The organism is Pseudomonadota bacterium, from assembly GCA_034660915.1.
Taxonomy (GTDB): Bacteria; Desulfobacterota; Anaeroferrophillalia; order Anaeroferrophillales; family Anaeroferrophillaceae; genus DQWO01.
Genome location: JAYEKE010000170.1, coordinates 1 through 2,284, shown reverse-complemented (window position 1 = coordinate 2,284; position 2,284 = coordinate 1). Strand labels below are relative to the sequence as shown.

Genomic DNA, 2,284 nt, shown 5'->3' with positions numbered 1-2,284 from the left:
GGCCGTATCCAGATCAAGGCGCCAGTCAACCCCGATAATGTCACCACCGGCATCACGGACCATGTCCAACAATGTTGACGCCTGGTTGGCAAAGTGAATCATGGGGACCTTAAAGGTGGAAAGGGTTTGAAAAATTTTCCGACTGTAGGGATAGACGTATTCATAGTAATCAGCCCGGTTGAGGTAGCCAACCCAACTGTCAAACAGCTGAATAACCTGGGCACCGGCTTCAATCTGGGCTGACAGGTAGGATATTACCACCTCAGTAATTTTGACCATCAGTTGATGGTATAGCTCCGGTTCGGCATACATCAGGGTTTTAACGTGCTGGTACTGGCGGGAACCACCACCTTCAACCAGGTAGCTTGCCAAAGTGAAAGGGGCACCGGAAAAACCAATCAATGGCACTTTGCCGTCCAGTTCAAGGCGCAGCATGCGGATAGCCTCCATAACAAAGGGCACCACTTCCCGTGCATCAATTATTGAAAGTTTATCGATATCTGCTGCCGTCCTGATCGGGTGATCCAGTACTGGTCCCCGGCCTTCGATAAATTCAAAACCGGCACCCATACCTTCGAGAGGCACCAGGATATCAGAAAATAAAATTGCGGCGTCAATGTCCATCCGACGCAGTGGCTGCAATGTCACTTCAACCGCTAATTCAGGCTGTTTGCACATTTCCCAGAAAGAATATTTTTTTCTTAAAGCCCGGTATTCAGGCAGATAGCGGCCAGCCTGACGCATCATCCACACCGGAGTACAATCCACGGTTTCCCGGCGACAAGCCCGTAAAAAACGACTGTTTTCCATAAGAATTCTCCTTTATTTAATCGTTGCTTTTCATAACATGGGAGCTGTTTATGATTCAAGCTAATTGTGGGCAATTGCAATGAGACAATGGCTGTGTTAGAAAGGTACTCAACTTTCTGACTTGTCCTAAAAACAGCTGCAATAAATCTCAGGGATGTTCCGGCATGGCTCTCGCTCATTCTCGCCGGCCGTCCATGGCCGGCTTCCGAGGCGTCCGCCGCGAATCACTTCGTGTGATTCGTTCGGCGGCCAATACCGCTATGAGCCAAGCCCGAACATCCGGCAATATATCCCTGGCAATGCAAGTCAGAAAGTTGAGAAGATATAAAATGTAAGATGTAAGGAAACTTTTATACCTTATACCGTACACCGTTATGCCACATCAATATACCATCCATTCAACTTTTCAACCCCAGGGAGACCAGCCAAAGGCCATTGACTGCCTTGCTGATGGGCTTGCAAGGGGAGTGCGGGAGCAGGTTCTTCTGGGGGTAACCGGTTCAGGTAAAACTTTTACCCTGGCCCAGGTTATTGCCCGAACCGGGAGAACAACCCTGGTTATGGCGCCCAACAAAACCCTGGCTGCCCAGCTTTATCAGGAGTTTAAGGATTTATTTCCGGAAAACAAGGTGGAATATTTCGTCAGTTACTATGATTATTATCAACCTGAAGCCTACATTCCTACCACTGATACCTATATTGAAAAAGATTCTTCCATCAATGAACAGATTGATAAGTTGCGTCATGCCGCCACCGTGGCCCTGCTGGAGCGGGAAGATGTCATCATTGTTGCCAGCGTCTCATGCATATACGGGTTGGGCTCTCCGGAAGCTTACCAGGGCATGCTTTTATATCTCGAAGTGGGTCGGGAAATACAGCGCGAAGAAATTCTACGTAAATTGATCGATATCCAATATCAGCGTAATGATATTGATTTTCACCGGGGCACTTTCCGGGTTCGGGGTGAAGTGATTGATATTTTTCCGGCTAACATGGAGGAAACGGCATTACGGCTGGAGTTTTTTGGCAACGAATTAGATCACCTGTCAATTTTTGATCCGTTAACGGGCAGAATTATTGAAAAACGGATAAAATTTACGGTTTATCCTGCCAGTCACTATGTAACTCCGGAAGAGAACCGAAGTAAGGCAATGAATGCTATCCGGCAGGAGTTACAGGAGCGCCTGCAGTTTCTCAAAGCAGAAAATCTGCTGCTTGAAGCCCAGCGTCTGGAACAAAGGACCATATTTGATCTTGAAATGCTTGAACAGATGGGTCATTGCCAGGGGATCGAAAATTATTCCCGTCACCTGACCGGGCGCCAACCCGGGGACCCACCTCCGACCCTGATGGACTACCTGCCTCAAAATCATTTACTGATTATCGATGAAAGCCATGTTACTATTCCTCAAATAAGAGGCATGTATCGTGGTGATCGTTCACGCAAGGAAACTCTGGTTAACTATGGATTTCG

General features: G+C 47.6%; 3 protein-coding genes. 2 read left to right on the top strand and 1 reads right to left on the bottom strand.

Annotated features, from left to right (window positions below; genetic code table 11):
* Positions 1–810 (bottom strand): uroporphyrinogen decarboxylase (gene hemE, locus U9P07_09990; GenBank protein MEA2109735.1); only part of this gene is annotated, 810 nt, incomplete at its 3' end.
* A 164-nt stretch (positions 811–974) separates the two neighbouring features.
* Between hemE and U9P07_09985 the strand changes: the two genes are divergently transcribed.
* Positions 975–1,145 carry a hypothetical protein gene (locus U9P07_09985; protein ID MEA2109734.1) on the top strand — a complete coding sequence of 57 codons (171 nt, stop codon included), beginning with the start codon at positions 975–977 and terminating at the stop codon, positions 1,143–1,145.
* A 39-nt stretch (positions 1,146–1,184) separates the two neighbouring features.
* On the top strand, positions 1,185–2,284 hold a 1,100-nt coding region (locus U9P07_09980), incomplete at its 3' end, for a DEAD/DEAH box helicase family protein (GenBank protein MEA2109733.1).